Raw genomic sequence first — 16,730 nt, 5'->3', positions numbered from 1 at the left:
GTGGGCACGGTGTGGGCACAGGAGACAAAAAACTAGATGAATATAAAAAATACCAAGGGCGCTTAAACCCTTGGTATTCCTATGATGCGGCCGAGAGGACTTGAACCTCCACGGGGTTGCCCCCACTAGGCCCTCAACCTAGCGCGTCTGCCATTCCGCCACGACCGCATGATATGTTGTTTTTAAAGTGCGGGTGAAGGGACTCGAACCCCCACGCCGTAAAGACACTAGATCCTAAGTCTAGCGCGTCTGCCAATTCCGCCACACCCGCGTGAAAAAACAATGGTGAGCCATGAAGGACTCGAACCTTCGACCCTCTGATTAAAAGTCAGATGCTCTACCAACTGAGCTAATGGCTCAAATATAATGGCTGGGCTAGCTGGATTCGAACCAACGCATGACGGAGTCAAAGTCCGTTGCCTTACCGCTTGGCTATAGCCCAACATATGAGAAATGACCCGTACGGGATTCGAACCCGTGTTACCGCCGTGAAAGGGCGGTGTCTTAACCACTTGACCAACGGGCCATATGAAGTCAGCATCATATTTTCCTAATGGCGGAGAAGGAGGGATTTGAACCCTCGCGCCGCTTACGCGACCTACACCCTTAGCAGGGGCGCCTCTTCAGCCACTTGAGTACTTCTCCATTGGCTCCACAGGCAGGATTCGAACCTGCGACCGATCGGTTAACAGCCGATAGCTCTACCACTGAGCTACTGTGGAATGATCAGACTCATTTTATTATAAATATGTCGACAAAATGTGTCAAGAAGAACAATTTGTCTTTGTGGCTCGTCTTGCGACGGCTTTTATAATTTATCATAGACAAGCCTGATCAGTCAACCCTTTTTTATGATTTCTTTTATTTTCCCTCCGCACTTGCCGCAAACGTAACGGCTTGTATCCATTTTCCGCTTTCGAAGAAACGTTTGTCCGCATGCTTCGCACTTGTATGTGCGCACTTTTCTTTGCGGCTTTTTCTCTCCTGCGAGCGGCGTGCAGAATCGCGGCGCACCGACTTCCTTTAATAGCGTTCTAAAATCTTTGTCGCGGTGCTTGTAGCCTTTTCCTTCAAGATGGAGGTGGTAATGGCACAATTCATGCTTGATGATGCCTTCAAGCTCATTTTGCCCGTGCTCTGTCAGGTATTTTTTATTCAGTTCGATATTGTGGGAATTCAGCAAATACCTGCCTCCGGTCGTTTTCAGGCGGCTGTTGAAGTAAGCGCGGTGCCGGAACGGTTTTTTAAAATATGTGAGCGATAGCTGTTCTGTCAGCTGCTGCAGTTGTTGTTCGTCCATTGCTTCGGTCCACCTCATTTTTAAAAACATTGAACAGGACAAATTCCGGGCGGCATAAACTAATACACAACACCCATACTCTTATGATAAGAGCCTGAGGAGGGATGAGCAATGCCGAATTGGCTCAAAAGCCAGATGCAGAGAGCTTTTTATGAAAAAGATCATTACCAGATTAAATTGCTGAATCAGTGCTGGTATTTTTACAGAAAAAAACACTGCTGATAGACAGTGTTCATCGGAGCCCAAACGGAATTTCTTCTGTTTCCTCATCATCTTCACCGGTCCTTTTATCATCTCACACAATGGCGCCCGTTACTCCCCAAATGGAGCTGACCGCCCGATTTCGGGGAGCATGGGCGAATGATTCTTCTGTGGATGGACGAGCCGTTTATTCTTTTCTTTTGAACGGAAACCAGTTGGCTGAGCCGAAGATCCGAACCATCACAGGGACGAACAGCGGCAGCATGACGAATGCATACAGCAAGAGACCCGTCAGTATTAGGGTGGCGATTTGCAGAAGCGATAAAACGCCGGACGGCAGCATCGCCGCGAAGGTTCCCGCCAAAATGACAGCAGCTGAAATAATAACGGACCCCATATTTTTCATCGATTCCGTCATAGCCGTTTTAATATCCGTTCCCCGGTATTCGTTAAAGCGTTCCATCAGGAAGATCGAATAGTCCACACCAAGCGCCATTAAAATCACGAATCCAAAGAAAGGCACCGCCCAGTTGAGGCCGGGATAGCCGAAAAACGCCGTGAAAATAAACTCGGTTATACCGATGGACGCAAAGTACGTCAAGATCAACGATCCGACCAAATACACCGGCATGACAATAGAACGGAACAGCAGGACGAGGATCAGGAAAATTCCGATCATCATATAGATCACCGTGTTGCTGAAATCCTGGTCTGACAGCTGCTTCAGATCGGCATTGATGCTGGAAACGCCGCCGACGCCAAATGATGCATCTTTCAAATGCGTATCGGGAAGAGCCCGTTTTACGGACGCTTCAATATCTTTAACATTAGCAATTGCTCCGTTTCCGTACGGATTGCCTTCCAATATCACATCAATCGTCGTGATATGGCGGTCGTCTGACATATAGGAATTAAACACCTGCTGAAACTGCTTGTTTTTCAGGACTTCTTTAGGGACAAACCAGCCGGACATTTCTTGATCCGATGCGTTTTTCAGCTGATCCAGGTAGTCGCCTGCCCCCATCAGACCGCTTGAAATTTTTTCGAGGCCGTCCACGCTTGAATTCAAACCTTTTGTTAATTGATCGAGCTGGCCGGCGAATTCTCCGACTTTTTCCTTCATCTGCTTTTGGCCTTCAGCGACATCGCCCGCTCCTGATTCGAGCTTAGGCAGCGAATCGGCGAGCTGTCCCTGCCCCTTCGATGTCTCTTCAAGTCCTTTTTCGATTTGGCCGAGGCCGTTGATCAGAGCATCGATTTTGCTTGTGTACACTTTTTGCTCTTCCTGCGTTTTTGCGATAAATGCATCTGCTGCTTCAAGCTGCTTTTTCGCGTTTGCCGCCTGCTTCGTGTAAACGGCCGCTTTCTGTGATCCCTGCTTGATTGCCGATGCAAGCTCTGTGTAAGAGCCTTTGATCGCTAAATAAGAAGGATTCTCCTTCACTTCGGGAATTTCGCTTTCAAGATTTTTGAAATTTTGATTTGTCTGCTCGATCATCTTTTGCACGTCAGCCGTTATGCCTTGGGCACTTTCTGCTTGTGACAATGCTGCTTTCAAGACTTTCGATATTTCTTTGTAGTTTTCGATTTGTCCATTTAATTGATCGACCTGCGCCGTCAGCTGTTTTTTCGCAGCTTGAATTTCTTTTTTCGCCCGGGCGACGCCTTCTTTGCTTTGGTCTGTACCGTCCTTCAGCTTTCTCATATTGGCTTCAACGTCGCTGATGCCGGCTTTAATCGATTCGGTTCCTTTGATCAGCTGATTGATTCCTTTTCCGGATGCTTCGATTTGCGGCTTCTGATCCGCGATCGACTTGCTCGCCTCGGCAAGCCCGTCTTTGATCTTTTTCAGACCTTTATTGCCGCTCTCAAGCCCTTTATTCAGTTCGTTTGCCTGTGTTTTGACATACAGGTCGCTCAGTCCTTTTCCGACCGGACGGGTCGCACTGCGAACTTTACTGACGCCATTTGTCTGTTCAATGGCGCGGCTGATTTTTTCAATCGCGATCAGCCCGTCATTGGTATCGAGCGCATCCGATGTTTTAAGCACGACCGTGACCGGCAAAGATTCCCCAGGCCCGAACTTGTCGGAGATGGTGTTGAATGCACTGACGGATTCGTATTGATCTCCGATTTCATCAAGGTTGTTGTAGGAAAGCGTTCCTTTATACATTAAGATCGGCGGAACGGCCACGGCCGCTACGATCAACAGACTGATCAGCGGCTTACTGAATGCGAAACGCCCGGCGGTTTCCCATAGTTTTGACTGCGGATGCCCGATATTCCCTCTGATGGGCCAAAACAGCACTTTTCCCAAAACAGCCATGAAAAACGGCACGATCGTCAAAAGCGCCAAAATCAAGCCTGCGACACCAACCGCTACTGCGACCGCAGATTTGTAAAGCTGGAATTCGGCGAAGCCGATGCAAGTAAAACCGATCAAAACGGCGAATCCGCTGAACAGAACGGTTTTTCCCGCCGTTTTATACGTTGTCAGGATAGCTTCAATCTTGTCTTTCCCGTGGGCAAGCTCTTCCTTAAAACGGCTTAAAAGAAGAATGCAGTAATCTGTCCCGATTCCGAACATGATCGCCACCATGAAGATTTGCGTAAACGTGGACAGCGGAAAATCAGCGTATTCGACAAGATAGGCGACGACGGACTGGCTCACAAGGTAGGAAAGCGCGACCGCCAAGAGCGGGACAAAAGGCGCAACCGCAGAACGGAAGACGAGAATCAATACGATTAAAATAAAACCGACCGTGATATATTCGGTCTTCTTCAGGCCTTCCTGTGAGCTTGTTATAACATCATCATCAATGAGCGGCTGTCCGGTCATCTCGTAGTCAAGCTTTAAAGGTTTGAGCTTTTCATTTACCTTTGCTTTAAAATCGGCCGCACTGATTTTGTTCGCATCAAATGTGACAGGTACAAGCAGCGTCGTTCGATCCTTTGACAACAGCTGCTTTTGAATATCCTCCTCCGCGTCAAAGTATGATGTAATATCTGAGACGTGAAGGGAGGAATCCTTTTCTAAAATGGTGATCGCTTTTTTTAAAGCCGCCTCCCGGTTCGGCAGGAGCTGTTTGTCCTGAAATACGATAACAACCGATTTGTCCGTATCCCCGTCTTTTGACATTTGTTCGAGAAGCTTGTTCGCGTAAGAAGACGGATAGCCTTCAGGGACCGCTATCTGGCCCTTCTCCTTTGTTAATTGCCCCATATCAGGCGCCGTGATGAATAAGACGGCGGCCATTGCAATCCAGAGCGCCGCAATGATCCATCTCGCCTTTATAATCGTTCTCATTGACGTTTTATTCCTCCTCTATGAGCTGTGCGGGTTTTTCATTAAAAAAAGACGGCTGGTTGCTGCCGTCAGACAAAACATTCATGTTTTGCTGATCAACATGAAAGCCGTCGTACTTTTTATATCGGCTTTCTAATACATTAGTAAATTGTTCTTTTGAAACTCCAATTTCCTATTTCACGGCCGAATCGCTTAAGGGGAAATGCACTAAATTCATCGAATCCGTTCTTTTTGTAAAACGATCGATTTAAATTCGTGTTGGTGATTAAAGCGAGGATCCCGCCTCCGTTTCTTCGGATGAAAGGGACCAGGCAGTCATTGATCATCTTGCTGCCGAAACTTTTGCCCTGATGGAAGCAGGAGACCCCCAGCGCCTCCAAATACCATTTCTGCTGTTTGATGCCCTTGTACGATCTTTTCGCCTCTTCCGCCACATTCACCATATTCCATACCGCGGAAAGGCCCCCTTTTATAAATAACTTTATTCCTCCGGCTGATATATAATCCATCACTCCAACGTCTGGATCATCCCGATGTTTTAAGAGGGCCGCGGTGACGATTTCACCATTCACAACACCGATAAAGCACCCCCGCCTATTTATATATGCCTGAGTGATGACTTTATGCAGTTCATAAAAGAATTCGGGGTTTTTCTTTTCGGGTCTTACAAGCAAATCCATAAACGGATAGTTGTCAAAAGACTCATGAAACAGTTGTGCCACCTCGTCCAAGTGATCAGCTGAAGCCAGACGATATTGAATCATTGAAAACCTCCTCGAAAATATGAACAGCTATTGATTAATAAACACATGTTCATTATAATTTTAAGCAAAAGCGATGTTCAATCGGCAATCGTGATTGAGCTGTTCAATAATGAACAACACATGAAAATTTGTCTATAAACGGAGGGCAAAACGATGGAGGACAGAAGATCAATCAAGACGAAAAGAGCGATAAAAGAGGCTTTTTTAAAACTGCTCCATGAGAAAGAAATCAATAAAATCACCGTTTCTGATTTATCGAGGCGCGCGGATTTAGGACGCGGAACCTTTTATCTTCATTATAAAGATATTTTTGACTTGTATGAACAAATAGAAAATGAATTGTTTGATCAGCTGGGGAGATTTTACGATGATTATTTTCCGAGCGAAGATCCGCACAATTTGCTCACCTTCATCGAAAAAACGACCGAATATATTTATCAAAACGCTGCGATTTTCACTTTATTGACGAAACCGAAAGGAAACATTTTGACCATCAATAAATTTAAAGACTTTTTCCAGAGGAAAATTTTTGAAGAATTGAGCATGATAGAGCAATCGGAAAACGAGGTTACATGCGATGAAATGGAAATATCATTTGTCGTCTCAGGAGTGGTCGGCGTTTTGGAGGAATGGATCAATGAAGGGATGGTTCAGACGCCGGCTCATGTGGCTGGCGTCATCCACCGCATTCTGTTAAAAATCGGAGTGTAAAAGATCAGCCCGCCGGAGAAACAAAGCTCCGGCAAGCTGGACTATCGATCCCTCACCATTGATAAGGATACCCTTCCTTTTGCAGCATCGACATCTTCCACCCATACGGTAACAATGTCCCCGACCGATACCACGTCAAGCGGATGCTTGACGAAGGAATGGCTGAGCTTGGAAATGTGGACGAGCCCGTCCTGTTTCACGCCGATGTCGACAAATGCCCCGAAGTCAACGACGTTCCGCACTGTCCCCTGCAGTTCCATCCCTTCTTTTAAGTCCTCCAATTGAAGCACATCGGTTTTTAAGAGCGGTTTAGGGACTTCATCCCTCGGATCGCGCTCAGGCCTTGTCAGCTGGGCGCAAATGTCTTTCAGAGTGATTTCCCCGATTCCAAGCTGTTCAGCTGCTTCGGAAATATTCAGTTCGTTGATTTTGTCCTGAAGCTCTCTTGTACCGATGTCGGCTGTTGATAGGCCGAGCTTTTTCAGAAGCTCTCTCGTCTCCTTATAGCTCTCAGGGTGGATGCCTGTGCGGTCGAGCGGTTCACCGCCGTCAGGCACCCTTAAAAAGCCGATGCATTGCTCATACGTTTTCGCGCCCAGGCGCGGAATGTCTTTCAGCTCTTTCCTGCTCGTGAATTTTCCGATTTCATCCCGCTTTTTGACGATGTTGGCCGCGACTGTTTTCGATAGTCCGGCTACATATTGCAAGAGCGCGGCTGACGCCGTATTCACGTTGACGCCGACTTGGTTGACGACGGTTTCCACCACGAAGCGGAGCGAGTCGTTTAGTTTTTTCTGGCTGACATCGTGCTGGTACTGGCCGACACCGACCGACTTGGGATCGATTTTGACAAGTTCGGCGAGCGGGTCCTGGAGTCTGCGTGCGATCGACACGGCGCTCCGTTCTTCAACCTGCAGATCCGGGAATTCTTCCCTCGCAAGCTCTGATGCCGAGTAGACGCTGGCTCCCGCTTCATTGACGATCAGATAGTACACCTTTCTGTCGATGTCCTTCAAAAGATCGGCGATAAATTGTTCCGTCTCTCTTGATGCCGTTCCGTTCCCGATGGCGATGACCTCAATTTGAAAATCTTCGATGATGCGTTTCACTTTTTCAATGGCCGCGCTTTTTTTATTGACGGGAGGGTGCGGATATATGACATCGATCTTGAGCATCTTTCCCGTCTCATCGACAACTGCAAGCTTGCAGCCTGTGCGGAATGCCGGATCGACGCCGAGAACGAGCTTTCCTTTCATCGGCGGCTGCAGCAGCAGCTTGCGCAGATTCTCGGCAAAAATGTGAATCGCTTGATCTTCCGCCTTTTCCGTCAATTCTTTTCTGATTTCTCTTTCGATGGACGGCTGAATGAGGCGCTTATAGCCGTCTTCGATTGCGCTTTTCAGCACATCTTGAGCACTTGTTTGCTTGTGTTGTAAAATTCGTTTTTCCAAGTAAGCTTGAATGCGGTCTGCCGGCGGCTCGACCGACACTCTCAAAATCTCCTCTTTTTCGCCGCGGTTAACCGCAAGCACGCGATGAGGAACGATTTTTTGAATCGGCTCTTCATATTCATAATACATTTCATAGATTTTCTTCTCATCGGCTTCGGCGTCTTTCACCGCGGATTTCAGCGTTCCTCTTTTAAAAGTCTCCTGCCGGATCCACTTTCTGTATTCCGGTTCGTCTGAGATCCGTTCAGCCAGTATGTTTTTTGCTCCTTCAAGCGCTTCTTCGGCGCTCATGACTTCCTTTTCTTCATTTATGTACTTGCGTGCTTCGGCTATTACGTCTTCGTTGCGCGGGAGCGAGATGATGAAATCAGCCAAAGGTTCAAGGCCTTTGCTTTTGGCGATCGTCGCCTTCGTTTTTCGTTTTTGTTTAAATGGTCTGTATAAGTCTTCAACTTCCTGGAGCTTGTCCGCTTTTTCGATATCGAGCTTCAGCTGTCCGGTCAGCTTACCCTGTTCGTCGATCAGCCGGATGACTTCGTCTTTCCGCTGATTTAAATGCTGGATGTATTCCCAGCGTTCGGAGATTGTTTGAATTTGGACTTCATCCATGGAGCCCGTTTGTTCTTTGCGGTATCTCGCGATAAAGGGAACGGTGTTTCCGTCCTCTAACAATTGAATGACACTCTCGACATGCTTTGACGCAAGCTCTGTTTCTTTTGCGATTTGTTTGACGATTAACGCTAAAGTATCCATTGTAGCCTCCAAAAGAATGTTGTCTTCTTAGTGTACCAAAACAAACAGAAAAACACCTATATCAAAGGGCAGCTTCTTTAAAAAAGCTGTCCGATGATATAGGTGAGATCGTCTTTTCCCATTAGTGTGTATGATTCTAGCTGATTCGATATATCTCCAGGTGTGTGGTGCTGTTTTAAATAAGACCGGAGAGCGGGTACTTCCAATCCGTCTGAATAAATGATGAATCTTGACCCTTTTTCATACGTGTAGGTGAATGTTTTGTATGTTTGCGGCTTTCCCGACATGTATCCCGTCACAGGGAGAGGGTGGATATATTTGTCCGAAGGAGCGTACAAGATAAAGCGGATATTGCCTACAGAGCTGTAAGCAATCGTTCTTGTTCGAAAATCGGCTTTTAAAATCGCCACAGTTGCGCCGCGCTTATGTTTCAGCTCTTGATTGCACCGTTCCATCAAGCTTGCGACTTCTTCATGACCGTGCTCTTCGACAACTTCGCTGATAACCGCGGAGGATTCTTGTGCCATCGCACCGCTGCCAAGCCCGTCGGCCAGCGCGCACACCATAGTTTCGTCAGTCGCATGGAAATAAAAACTGTCTCCGCAGACGGCTTTTCCTTCTTTAGGAAGCTGATAAACAAGCGCTTGCATATGTTCATTCGACTCAGTCCAAATCATGGTTTAAGCTCCATAAACGGATCTTCAGCCAACGCTTCCCGCAGCTTTTTGACAGCTTTGCGCTGCAGACGTGAGACGTGCATTTGCGATATGCCCAGCATGTCACCGGTTTCTTTTTGGCTTTTGTTTTGAATGTAAGTCAGCTCAATGATTTGCTTTTCGCGGTCGGACAGTACGTGCAATACGCTTTCAAGCATCAGCTTTTGGTTCACCTTTTCATAGCCTTCCTCCTGCGAGCCGACGATGTCGAGGATCGTCACCGTGCTGCCGTCTGCATCCGCTTCAATGCTGTGGTCGACGGAAAGCGCCTGATAGCTTTTGCCCATCTCCATTGTTTCCAGCACTTCTTCTTCTGTGACGTCAAGAAACTCGGCAATCTCATCGACTTTTGGGGACCTTTGCGTTTCATTCGTTAAATGATCCACCGCCATTTTAATTCTCGGCCCGAGCTCCTTGATCCTTCTCGGAACGTGGACGCTCCAGGTTTTATCACGGAGAAACCGTTTGATTTCTCCGATAATGGTCGGAATCGCAAACGCTTCAAACGATTTTCCCACATCGGGATCATAGCGTTTGATGGCTCCAAGCAATCCGAGCATCCCAACCTGGCATAAATCTTCATGAAAGCTTTTTCCTTTTGAGTATTTTTTGGCGAGTGTTTCCACCAGATTTTTATATGTCTGAACAAGGGTCAGCTGAGCGTCTTCATCCTGGCTATCCTGATATTTTTTGATCAGCGTGTCGACTTCGGTTTTAGTTAGTTTCGTAGTTTTGGACGGTTGTGCCATCATCAACTCGCTCCCTGTTTAAGAACTTTGTCATCGAGACGGTTACGCCTGAGTCAATCTGGACACGCACTTCATCCATGAGCGTCTCCATTAAATATAAACCGAGCCCTCCTTCTGACAATTGATCTACCGTATGTTCAGGGGAATATGGCCCCAGCCCTTTCTGTTTATCGTGAATGTCAAAACTGTCTCCCTGATCTGCGACGATGATTTCGAGGCGGTCTTCAAACACGCCGAATCTGACGGAGACCTCTCCAGTTTTGTCTGCTTTATAAGCATGCTGCACAGCGTTTGTGCACGCTTCGCTGACCGCAATTTTCAAATCTTCGATGTCATCATAAGAATACCCCATCTTGCTTGCAATCCCCGACAGGGTTAAACGAATGATTCCTACGTATTCAGGTTTGGCAGGTGACTTCATTTCAATGTAATCAGCTGCTCTCTTCATTATAATCCACCCTCTGACTTTCCAGAAATATCAATGATGTCCTTTAAGCCTGTAATATCAAACAAACGGATCAAACGCTCTGACAGATTTTCAAGCACTAAAGAACCCCCAGTTCTGTTTACCGCTTTGTAAATGCCGACAAATACACCCAGCCCTGTACTGTCCATATATGAAACGTCTTTCAGAGAAACTTTGAGATCTTTTCCTTCTTCCGCGAGCGGCATCAGCTCATCCCGCAATGCCGGGGCCGTATGCACATCAATTTCGCCCGCCACTTTTACTTCTATCACATGATCATTTTTTTTCGTATCAACTGCCAAATTCACAATATCACCTCTGGTTCTCTTAATGAGCTACTGGTTTATTACCCAGCGAAGAGAAACTTTAAACCTTTCTTTTGAAAACAATGAGAGTAAAATCGTCATGAAGCTGAAAATCCTGAAGCTTGAGCAGATGTTCGTATATACAGTCAACCATTTGCTGAGCCGGTTTCTCCATATGTACAGTGATCAGGTTCTGCAAGTCAGACCGCTCCAAAAATCCGCTGTCTGTCCGGCATTCGGTTACACCATCTGAAAAAAGAACGATCATATCGCCAATATCCAGTTTTTGCTCGTACTGCTCATAGTCGTATTGTGATGAAATGCCAAGAACGAGGCCTTTTGCGTTTAAATCGTAAAATTTATTTTCCCTGCAAGAATAATAAAAGCCAGGTTCATGACCGGCAGATGAAAACGTAAATAGGTGTTTTTGGAGATGATAATTGCCATAAAACATTGTAATAAACATGCTAGGGTCCACATTTTGTTCGACGACCCTGTTCAGGTTTTTCAGCACCTGTGAAGGAGACGTGCCCGAATCCGGCAGAGAGTCCATCGCATATTTGATCATCGACATGCATAACGCGGCCGGTATTCCTTTTCCGATCACATCTGCAATGGCGATGTTAATCGATTCCTTGTCCCGTACAAAATGATAATAATCACCGCTCATTTGCTTAGCCGGAACGCTGACCGCTCCGATTTCAAGCGCTTCAACTTTCGGGATCTTCGTTTCGAGCAGCGTTTGCTGGACATTTGCGGCAATTTCGATTTCCGATTTAATTTCCTGCTGAATTCCTCTTAATGTCTGATGTTCTTGATAGGCCAAACCGTATCCAATCATCACTTCAATTAAAAAATCGAGAGAATGGAACACATGGTCCGGAAGATCCGGATATAATTCAGACAGAACTTTTCGGTGTATGCTGATAATCTCTTCCGGCGGCACTTGATGTTCAATCGTTTTTCTGCTGAATTTCTGCCCCTGATAAAGGGATGTCTCTGTTAATTCAGATATATAACGGCTAAGCAGCTGTCGATAGCGCTGCTCAATCACTTCCCTGAAATCCATTCCTTCCCTCCTACCGCAGCCACTTTATGGCTTGTATATCCGTTCCATTTTCCGCGTCCGAATGCAATTCAAATTGGTCCATCAGACGCTTTACCCCCGGCAGGCCCGCTCCGAGGCCGCCTGAGGTTGAAAAACCGTCTTCCATCACTTTTTTGATGTCAGCGATTCCCGGCCCCTCATCCTCCGCTATGACTTTCAACCCCTTTTTACCTTCTTCCTGAACCTGTTCGATGCAGATTCGGCCTTTTCCGGCATACAAATAAATATTACGCGCCAGCTCTGAGATGGCTGTTGTGATTCTGGCCTGGTCCACTGTGCCGAACCCCAGTTCTTTGGCGACATTTCGCCCGAGCTGTCTGGCGGCCACTATGTCCCATTCTGTCAAAATCTTCACACAGGATTGGTCTGCCATATTTATTCCCCCAATTCCCGCTGCAATGTCTCGAGCCCCTTTTCGAGATCGAGCGCCGTCTCGATCTCGTCCAAAGAAATGCCGAGTTCAATCAATGTCACCGCAACAGCCGGCTGGATACCAGTCAGAACGACTTTGGCGCCCATCAGTTTTGACATTGTAATAACATCGCCAAGTACTTTGGCGATGAATGAATCGATGATGTCCACCGAAGTCAGATCGATCACCACTCCGTTCGAACCGGTTTCATATATTTTGTTCAGCAGGTCCTCTTGAAATTTCAGGGCGGTTTGGTCATCGAGCTCCACTTGAATGGATACCAATAAACAGTTATATAGCTTCAAAATTGGAATGTTAGGTATCCTCAAAACTTATTCCTCCAATGAAACAATTTTTCTGTCTGTCATTTCTAATGCGGTTTGAATTCCTTTTTGCAGGGTATTTTTTGTAATAACCTGAGTTAAATCGATTCCCAAATTCACAATCGTCTGCGCGATTTCCGGGCGGATTCCAACGAGCAGGCATTTTGCGCCGACCAGTCTGACAGCTTCGGAAGCCTGCATGATGTGGTGTGCGACCATCGTATCGACGACAGGCACGCCCGTAATGTCAATGAGGACGACTTCGGACCGGTGTTTGACGACGCCGCTCAACAGGTTTTCCATAATCTTTTTGGCCCGCTCCGTGTCGATCGTGCCGACGAGAGGCATCACCGTAATATTTTCAAAAACCGGGATCAGCGGCGCCGAGAGCTCCTGTAATGCGACCTTTTGAAGAGCGACGGTTTTCTCCCAGGAGATCGCATACTGATTCAAGATTTCGCTGTTGATCGGTTCGATAAATTTATCGATTTCCCATATCAGATCATAGCATTGCTGATCTTCCGGGACGTCCTTGTTCATTTCATAGTACAGGTGCTTCCAAAAAGCTGATAATCCCGACGACAGAAGCTTCAGCGGAACGCCGAGCTGTACGGCTTTTGAAGAAAACTGGTAGATGGTGTCGATCGATTTTTCATTCCCGTCCCCGGACTCATTCATAAGGATATGAATGTATTCATTGCTGATCGTCTCATACATGTGTTCAGTCAGCTTCACGTTTGTCATGTTGCTGTTTAGTTCTTTCAGAATATCCGCCAAATTCACGGCGAGTACATTTTGGTTCTCCGAGATAAATTTTAACACTGCTTGATTCGACATGTTCATCCCCCTAACTACATCTGATAACATTTTTTGGACTAACAGTTCCATTATATCGTTTGTTATTTTTGAACACAAAAAAAGTTGCTCTTTCGCCTCGAGCAACTTTCATCAATATTAAAAATCAATGAGTGCCAAACTGATTTGTAAGGCTTCGTTGACCTTTTCCATCATTTCATCATCGAGATGGGTGATTTTGTCCGTTAATCTTTGCTTGTCAATCGTCCGAATTTGTTCGAGCAATATAACGGAATCTCTTTCAAAACCGTAGCGTTTCGCATCAATTTCGACGTGGGTAGGTAATTTTGCTTTCTGTATTTGGGCTGTTATGGCTGCAACAATAGCAGTTGGGCTGAAGCGATTGCCGATGTTGTTTTGAATCACTAAAACCGGGCGCACCCCGCCTTGTTCTGAGCCAACAACAGGAGATAGGTCAGCAAAATAAACATCGCCGCGTTTAACAATCAAATGATTATCCTCCGCTTACTAAGCGCTCTACTGTGTTTTCAGCCTCATACTCTGCAAATTGAGCCTCAGAAGAGATGTTCAAATTAATCTTGGCCATCTCCATATAACCGCGTCTCATCGATTCCCGAATTTGTCGATTTTTGCGCTCGCGCAAATACATTTTTGTGGCTTGGTAAATCAGTTCATTTCTGCTCCCGTTATCTTGCATGACGACACCATCCAGTTCTGATACTAAAGCTTCTGGCAAGCGAATCAATATTTCAGTTGTTGCGCTGGATTCAGACAAAAACATACACCTCCACCAAACTTACGGATACAACACTCTATCCATTCCATCCATAATGATATCATTATTCTTTTCGCAAGCAAAGTTGTTTTTCCGCTAATTCATCAATTTTCAGGATTGATCAGGCAAGATCGGATTCCTTATTTCCATTATACTCCCATTTTCCAAAAACATACGGGGCACCCTTGAACTTATCATACAGGTAATTTCATAATTGATCGTCTGCAAATGTTGGGCGATTTCGTCGACTGAAATCCATTCGTCTTTTTGCTTCCCGATCAAGGTAACCTTTGTGCCGACAGGGTATTCTTCGGCGAGGGAAATCATGAACTGGTCCATGCAGATTCTCCCCGCTATTTTTTGGCGTTTTCCGTCGATCAGCACTTCCGTCCCGGCAAGGCGCCTCAGCCATCCATCAGCATACCCGACGGGAACTGTCCCGATCCATTCGTCGCGTTTGGCCGTATATGTCGCCCCGTAGCTGACGCTCTCACCTTTTTTAATTTTTTTCACATGGGTGAGTTCGGTATGAAGCGAAAACACTTCCCGCAGACGAAACGGCAGCTCGTCTTTTATTTCGGTTGACGGCGCCAAACCGTACATGCCGATGCCGAAGCGGACGGCATTAAAGAGCTGTTCCCTGAAGCGCAGACCCGCGGCGCTGTTTGACGAATGCACCATTAAACGGTCAAGCGGGAGAGGGCTGATCAATTCTTTAAAGCGGTCAAGCTGCATGTCGAAATAATCGGTGTCCTTTTCGTCCGCCGTCGCGAAATGAGTGAACACGCCCGTACAATTGAGTTTATCGCTCGATTCGGTCATCTCCATCATTTCTTTGATCTCTTCTTCCGTTTTGCAGCCAAGGCGGCCCATGCCCGTGTCGATCTTCAAATGATATTCAAGAGGAGCTTCGGTCTCACCGAGAAAACCGAGCACGTCTTTCAGCCAGCCGGCTGAGTAGCCCGTCACGGTAATGCGCTTTTCCGCGGCAATGCCGGCATATTCGGGCGGCACTGCGCCGAGGACAAGAATCGGTTCTTCAATCCCCTGCGCTCTCAGCGAAAGCGCTTCATCCAGTAAAGCCACAGCAAGAATGGACGCCCCTTCTGCAAGAGCCGCCTTCGCTACCTGTGCATCCCCGTGTCCGTAGGCATTCGCTTTAACGACGGCCATCAAGTGGACATGCTCGCCGATGTGCCGCTTCATATTGCGCACGTTTTCTTTTAAAGCCGTTAAATCGATTTCGGCCCATGTCTTTCTATAGAATGGTTTTAAGCTCATCATGACACTTCCTGTTCCTTGTTTCAATCGTCCTTCCCATCATACTAAAAAGTTCGGAGAAAGGGAAATTTTGTACGGGAACAACTGCCCAGAACAAGAGAAAAATTGCTGGCACGCTATACATTTTACAGAAAAACTGTAGAAAACATACGCTTGCCCCGGAAATATAAAAACAGCCTGTTTTCCGCTTCCGGGCGGAAAACAGGCTGCTGGATAGGCACAGTCTATTTTGAAGACTGGCCTTGCATGCTTTTGGCAACCATCAGAAGTTCATCTTGAGAAAGGTCTTCTGATGAGATGAAATAGTCGACTCCGTCATAAGTCCATGACAACGATTTATCCGTCAGTGCGCCGACCGTGAAGCCGAGGTCAACCGGCTCTCCGTTCATGGACACAGAAGTAGATGTTTTGGCGACGCGGGCTTTTTCCTGAATCAATGTAAAGGACTTTTCACCGCCGTATGTGATGACGATTCGTTTGCCGTCTTCAGTCGCCATTTCTTTCTCCTCAAGCTTTTTCACGCCCTGAGGCACATCGAGCGGCGTTTTGACGGCGAAAGAGTCTGACACGTCCGCGCTTGTCGCTACGTCAATTTGAGACAGCGTCATATTTTTCTTTTCATCAAATGCGTCTTTATCGAGCGGCTTATCGAATTCAAAGCTTGTAAACTCAACCTTTACCATCGGTTTGCGGTCCGTGTCCATCACCTTAACCGATGAAGGAGCCATGTTTTTTTTATGGAAAACGATTTCCTGGGTCGGCAGCATCTGATTATGCTGATAATTCGTTTTCGTTTCAAAAATGTATTTTGAATCCTTTGCGGAAAAAGAAGCTTCCCCATCATTTTTGACATCTTTTACGAGCGATTCGAATAAGTATACTTGGCTGCTGTTATTAGGCCAGTCGCTGTGGAAGCGGAAGCTTTTATTCAGCGACGGAGTCAAAACAAACACGCCGTTTTCATTGCGCAAGATCACCTGGCTCTGGTCTTTTTTCGGGTTTTCCAAATAGACCCGGTAAAGAGAAGGTTTTTTATGCCAGATTTCCACATTGTACTCCTGCGGTTCATTTCCCGTTTCAATCGTCATTTTCGCTTTTGCCTTATAGGACGTGTATTCTTTTGCCTTCTTGTCGAGCCCCGTCACAACATCTTCTTGCGATTTTTGGCCGCAGGCAGAAAGCATAAGGATTACAAGCAGCCCCGTTAAAAGCAAAACAAAGCTTTTTCTCACCTTTTTTCAACCCCTTTTTAATCATTGATGTAAAAAGGAAGAAACCGCTTGTTCGACTTT

At 46.5% G+C, this 16,730-nt stretch carries 18 protein-coding genes and 7 tRNA genes; 2 read left to right on the top strand and 23 right to left on the bottom strand.

All coding sequences use genetic code 11. The features are described 5' to 3' along the window. Positions 1–85: 85 nt before the first annotated feature. From MKZ04_RS19975 to MKZ04_RS19940, 8 genes are all read right to left on the bottom strand, one after another. Positions 86–168 (bottom strand) — tRNA-Leu (locus MKZ04_RS19975). A gap of 20 nt (positions 169–188) precedes the next feature. Further along, positions 189–271, bottom strand: a tRNA-Leu gene (locus tag MKZ04_RS19970). A gap of 12 nt (positions 272–283) precedes the next feature. After that, positions 284–359, bottom strand: a tRNA-Lys gene (locus tag MKZ04_RS19965). 8 nt (positions 360–367) lie between these two features. After that, positions 368–442: transfer RNA gene (locus MKZ04_RS19960), tRNA-Gln, on the bottom strand. A 12-nt stretch (positions 443–454) separates the two neighbouring features. After that, positions 455–526, bottom strand: a tRNA-Glu gene (locus MKZ04_RS19955). Between the two features lie 28 nt (positions 527–554). Further along, positions 555–645, bottom strand: a tRNA-Ser gene (locus tag MKZ04_RS19950). Positions 646–647: 2 nt separating this feature from the next. Further along, positions 648–722, bottom strand: a tRNA-Asn gene (locus MKZ04_RS19945). 116 nt (positions 723–838) lie between these two features. Next, positions 839–1,300, bottom strand: a complete 462-nt coding sequence (locus tag MKZ04_RS19940; RefSeq protein ID WP_023857851.1) for a SprT family protein — start codon at positions 1,298–1,300, stop codon at positions 839–841. A 111-nt stretch (positions 1,301–1,411) separates the two neighbouring features. On the opposite strand from MKZ04_RS19940, the gene cmpA reads away from it, so the two are divergent. Beyond that, positions 1,412–1,522, top strand: coding sequence for a cortex morphogenetic protein CmpA (gene cmpA / locus MKZ04_RS19935; protein ID WP_023857852.1), 111 nt, complete (start codon positions 1,412–1,414; stop codon positions 1,520–1,522). 166 nt (positions 1,523–1,688) lie between these two features. Here the strand turns inward: cmpA and MKZ04_RS19930 are convergent, their stop codons facing one another. Beyond that, complete coding sequence (locus MKZ04_RS19930) at positions 1,689–4,808, bottom strand: MMPL family transporter (RefSeq protein WP_043054082.1); 3,120 nt, start codon at positions 4,806–4,808, stop codon at positions 1,689–1,691. 140 nt (positions 4,809–4,948) lie between these two features. After that, entirely contained in the window at positions 4,949–5,572 is a 624-nt protein-coding gene (locus tag MKZ04_RS19925) for a GNAT family N-acetyltransferase (protein WP_023857855.1), read from the bottom strand. Between the two features lie 153 nt (positions 5,573–5,725). Between MKZ04_RS19925 and MKZ04_RS19920 the strand changes: the two genes are divergently transcribed. Further along, positions 5,726–6,283: a TetR/AcrR family transcriptional regulator gene (locus MKZ04_RS19920; RefSeq protein WP_020450267.1), complete on the top strand. Its 558-nt coding sequence runs from the start codon at positions 5,726–5,728 to the stop codon at positions 6,281–6,283. Between the two features lie 41 nt (positions 6,284–6,324). Here MKZ04_RS19920 and MKZ04_RS19915 read toward each other — a convergent pair whose 3' ends face one another. From MKZ04_RS19915 to MKZ04_RS19855, 13 genes are all read right to left on the bottom strand, one after another. Beyond that, on the bottom strand, positions 6,325–8,487 hold the full coding sequence (locus MKZ04_RS19915; protein ID WP_050820809.1) for a Tex family protein: 2,163 nt from the start codon (positions 8,485–8,487) through the stop codon (positions 6,325–6,327). Positions 8,488–8,564: 77 nt separating this feature from the next. Continuing rightward, positions 8,565–9,164 carry a PP2C family serine/threonine-protein phosphatase gene (locus MKZ04_RS19910; protein WP_023857857.1) on the bottom strand — a complete coding sequence of 200 codons (600 nt, stop codon included), beginning with the start codon at positions 9,162–9,164 and terminating at the stop codon, positions 8,565–8,567. Continuing rightward, entirely contained in the window at positions 9,161–9,952 is a 792-nt protein-coding gene (sigB, locus tag MKZ04_RS19905; protein WP_023857858.1) for an RNA polymerase sigma factor SigB, read from the bottom strand. The genes MKZ04_RS19910 and sigB overlap by 4 nt, the downstream gene beginning before the upstream one ends. Then, positions 9,918–10,400, bottom strand: a complete 483-nt coding sequence (rsbW, locus tag MKZ04_RS19900) for an anti-sigma B factor RsbW (protein WP_020450263.1) — start codon at positions 10,398–10,400, stop codon at positions 9,918–9,920. The genes sigB and rsbW overlap by 35 nt, the downstream gene beginning before the upstream one ends. Next, positions 10,400–10,726, bottom strand: coding sequence for an anti-sigma factor antagonist (locus tag MKZ04_RS19895; protein ID WP_020450262.1), 327 nt, complete (start codon positions 10,724–10,726; stop codon positions 10,400–10,402). Before MKZ04_RS19895 ends, rsbW begins: the two co-directional genes overlap by 1 nt. A 58-nt stretch (positions 10,727–10,784) precedes the next feature. Then, complete coding sequence (locus MKZ04_RS19890) at positions 10,785–11,792, bottom strand: PP2C family protein-serine/threonine phosphatase (RefSeq protein WP_020450261.1); 1,008 nt, start codon at positions 11,790–11,792, stop codon at positions 10,785–10,787. A gap of 10 nt (positions 11,793–11,802) precedes the next feature. Then, positions 11,803–12,204, bottom strand: coding sequence for an anti-sigma regulatory factor (locus MKZ04_RS19885; protein ID WP_023857861.1), 402 nt, complete (start codon positions 12,202–12,204; stop codon positions 11,803–11,805). A 2-nt stretch (positions 12,205–12,206) separates the two neighbouring features. Continuing rightward, positions 12,207–12,572 carry an STAS domain-containing protein gene (locus MKZ04_RS19880; RefSeq protein WP_031305225.1) on the bottom strand — a complete coding sequence of 122 codons (366 nt, stop codon included), beginning with the start codon at positions 12,570–12,572 and terminating at the stop codon, positions 12,207–12,209. Positions 12,573–12,575: 3 nt separating this feature from the next. Continuing rightward, positions 12,576–13,403, bottom strand: a complete 828-nt coding sequence (locus MKZ04_RS19875) for an RsbT co-antagonist protein RsbRA (RefSeq protein WP_095292561.1) — start codon at positions 13,401–13,403, stop codon at positions 12,576–12,578. 117 nt (positions 13,404–13,520) lie between these two features. Then, positions 13,521–13,871 carry a type II toxin-antitoxin system endoribonuclease NdoA gene (gene ndoA / locus MKZ04_RS19870; RefSeq protein WP_003179128.1) on the bottom strand — a complete coding sequence of 117 codons (351 nt, stop codon included), beginning with the start codon at positions 13,869–13,871 and terminating at the stop codon, positions 13,521–13,523. A 4-nt stretch (positions 13,872–13,875) separates the two neighbouring features. After that, positions 13,876–14,157, bottom strand: a complete 282-nt coding sequence (locus tag MKZ04_RS19865; protein ID WP_006638778.1) for a CopG family ribbon-helix-helix protein — start codon at positions 14,155–14,157, stop codon at positions 13,876–13,878. A gap of 111 nt (positions 14,158–14,268) precedes the next feature. Further along, the gene (gene alr, locus MKZ04_RS19860) at positions 14,269–15,438 is read right to left on the bottom strand and encodes an alanine racemase (protein ID WP_023857864.1); all 1,170 of its coding nucleotides are present in this window, start codon (positions 15,436–15,438) and stop codon (positions 14,269–14,271) included. A gap of 224 nt (positions 15,439–15,662) precedes the next feature. Further along, the gene (locus tag MKZ04_RS19855) at positions 15,663–16,622 is read right to left on the bottom strand and encodes a LolA family protein (protein ID WP_164468292.1); all 960 of its coding nucleotides are present in this window, start codon (positions 16,620–16,622) and stop codon (positions 15,663–15,665) included. Positions 16,623–16,730 lie beyond the last annotated feature (108 nt).

It is taken from the genome of Bacillus sp. FSL W7-1354 (assembly GCF_038002405.1).
Lineage (GTDB): Bacteria > Bacillota > Bacilli > Bacillales > Bacillaceae > Bacillus > Bacillus paralicheniformis.
The sequence above is the reverse complement of the archived record's forward strand: the minus strand, read 5'-3'. Positions and strand labels throughout refer to the sequence as shown.